This is a genomic window from Kocuria dechangensis (assembly GCF_014636775.1).
GTDB lineage: Bacteria > Actinomycetota > Actinomycetes > Actinomycetales > Micrococcaceae > Kocuria > Kocuria dechangensis.
Genome location: NZ_BMEQ01000065.1, coordinates 1 through 2614, shown reverse-complemented (window position 1 = coordinate 2614; position 2614 = coordinate 1). Strand labels below are relative to the sequence as shown.

General features: G+C 70.9%; 4 protein-coding genes. 1 reads left to right on the top strand and 3 read right to left on the bottom strand.

Annotated features, from left to right (window positions below; all coding sequences use genetic code 11):
• Positions 1-194: 194 nt before the first annotated feature.
• On the top strand, positions 195-407 hold the full coding sequence (locus IEW07_RS20625) for a hypothetical protein (protein WP_188540657.1): 213 nt from the start codon (positions 195-197) through the stop codon (positions 405-407).
• 352 nt (positions 408-759) lie between these two features.
• Here the strand turns inward: IEW07_RS20625 and IEW07_RS20620 are convergent, their stop codons facing one another.
• From IEW07_RS20620 to IEW07_RS20610, 3 genes are all read right to left on the bottom strand, one after another.
• Entirely contained in the window at positions 760-1227 is a 468-nt protein-coding gene (locus IEW07_RS20620; protein WP_188540655.1) for a VOC family protein, read from the bottom strand.
• 55 nt (positions 1228-1282) lie between these two features.
• A complete protein-coding gene (locus IEW07_RS20615) occupies positions 1283-1528 on the bottom strand; it encodes a hypothetical protein (RefSeq protein WP_188540654.1) in 246 nt (81 codons plus the stop codon).
• Between the two features lie 305 nt (positions 1529-1833).
• The coding region (locus IEW07_RS20610) for a helix-turn-helix transcriptional regulator (protein ID WP_188540652.1) at positions 1834-2614 on the bottom strand (781 nt) is incomplete at its 5' end.

Below are 2614 nucleotides of genomic sequence, written 5' to 3'. Positions count from 1 at the left end.
AGCACCACAGCGCCTGAGCACCCCGGGTGCTGCCCGGCAGGTGCCTCCGTGGCACCTGCCGGGCAGCCCCCGTTCTGCCGGGGCAGGAAGCCGGCGCTCACCGGGGAGCACCCCTGATGAGCACACCGCCACCGGGACGTTCACCCTCGGCCCGGCCGGCCAACACCCCACGCCCGCCTCGAACAGGACATGCCATGACTGCCACCAATAATCGGATCCATGACCTGACCCTGGTGCATCCCGGGGACCGGATCGAGGTCTGGGACCAGGACCACCTGCGCCATGCCGGCACCGTGAGCCAGGCGGCACCCCACCTGGGGGTGCTGTGGATCCTCGAGGACGCCACCGGGATCCCGAAACTGATCCCCGCCCAGGACCACCGCCTGCACCACGCCCCGCCCGCCTGAGACGAGCGCAGATTCCTGCCTATGGACCTGTACTTGTCCGTCAGGGAGGCCTCCGGTGGGGTGTGTGGTGCCCCAGGACAATTCGTGATGCCCGGTCGGCACGGCTACCCCGTGCCGACCGGGCATCACCGCGTCCGGGCTCGTCGCGTTGCCGCTGGGGTCAGCTGGTGAGCAGCTGCTGGGTGTGTGGTCGAGCAGTGCCCGCCAGGAGCGGGACAAGTGCAGGGCTTGATGCAGCGCAAGGCGCTACGGCTGATCGAGGCGGGGGGCCGGCCACCCAAGGGGCACGTGACCTGGAGATGTCCCGGGCCACTCTTTGCCGCCGCGTCCGGGAGCTTCCGCAGCCGTGGATCTAGGCGGGGGCGTGCAGTTCCAGGGCGATGTTGTCCGGGTCGCGGAACTCCAGGATGTGGCCGGCGCCGATGTCCTTGATCGGCTCGTGGGGGATCCCCAGGCCGTCCAGCACGGCGACCGCGTCGTCGAGGTCGGCCCGGGAGGCCACGGTGAAGCTCAGGTGGTCGAGCCCGACCCGGTCCTCGTCGTGCCGGTCCGGGGCCGATGCCACCGGTCGCAACCCCAGCAGGCCCCCGGGGAAGCGGTAGATGACGCCGCCGAAGAGGAAGCCCAGCTGGTCCTTCGTCGCCTGGTCAGCGTCGGCGGGAGGAGTCTCGAAGGCCGTCTCGAAGCCGAACACGGCGTCGTAGAAGGCGCGGGAGCGGTCGATGTCCGTGACGGTGAGGCGGACGTGGGCGTAGTCGGTGACGTTGATCGGCACGGTGGCCTTCCTGTTCTTCGAATCCTGACCTGTAGAGCCGGTCATGGGGTGAGGGTGGATGGTGGGGCCACGCCGGCAACCCCTGCGGGGCGGTGTCGGGTCAGTCGCCGTAGTGTTCGAAGATCAGGTCCTCGGTGTTCTTGTCCAGCTGCATGGACTTGGCGTGCTGGATCAGCCGGGCCACGGTGGAGGCCTCACCGGCCGGGACGGTGAGCAGGTACTCCTCCACTCCCTCGTCCAGGGTGGGCTCGAAGGTGTAGGAGCCTTCCTGGCCCTCACCGGGCTTGCTGCGGATCACATCGACGTTGGTGACCCGGCGGATGTTCTTTCCCTGACCTGCAGGCATGACGCTCTCCTTACGGACGCACCACCACGGTGGCGGCGCCGGAATCGGACGATCACACCGCGTGCCACCTTCGGCGTGACGGGGACCACGCTAGCCAGCCCCAAGTGCCCGGGCCATAGCTCGGCCCTCCATGACGCGCACCGTGCCACGAAAGAGCTTCAGCGGACCGTGTGAGGCGCCACCACAAGGGTCAGCGCACGAGGGGTTCGGCGGGTCGGCGCACGAGGGGCTCGACGGGCCGGCGCACGGTGGTGCCGATCCTCTGCGACCGGGGCTCCGCACGATCCTTCTGACCCCAGGCTGGTCTAGTGACCCAGGGTGTGGGAGGGGGGAACGCCGTAGGCGGCCCGGTGGCGGCGGGCGAAGTCCCCGGGGTGGGGAAAGCCCCAGCGGGCGGCGATCGCCCCGACCGTGTCCCCGGCGGTGGGGTCCGCGGCCACCAGGTCCTGGTGGGCGGCGGCCATGCGCACCCCGCGCAGGTAGGCGCCCGGGGTGATGCCGGCGTGGGCGCGGAAGACCCGGACGAGCTCGATGGTGGACACCCCGGCGTGGCGGGCGACGTCCTCGAGGGTGATCGGCAGTGACACGGCGGCGTGGATGAACTCCACCGCCGCCGTGTAGGCGCCCTGCCGGGCCGCCACCGTCTCCCGGCGGGCGTGGGGGTCCCCGGTCAGGGGGAAGGCCTCCAGGGTGGCCACCGCCAGCCGGCGCAGCACATCGGCCCGCAGCAGGGCGATGTCGGCGGTGGCCGGGTCGGTGAGGGTGTCGTGGACGAACCGGTAGGTGGCCTGCCAGTAGTCGGCCAGCTGTGCCGAGACCGGGTGCGGTGCACCGAAGCCGAGCATGAGCCGCTCGTCGCCGTAGACGGTGCGGGCGATCTGTCCCAGGGCGTCGGCGCCGAGGTTGGCCGAGTTCACGCCCAGGCCCTCGGATTCCCCGTAGTAGTGCTGCCCGGGCTGGAGCAGGAACAGGTCCGGGCCCGTGCCGGGGCGGTCGTTGATCTCCCAGCGCAGGGAACCGGCGGTCGGGGCGATCACGGAGTAGGCCTGCTGTTGGAGCAGGTGCCCGGCGACGGTGCCGTGGAAG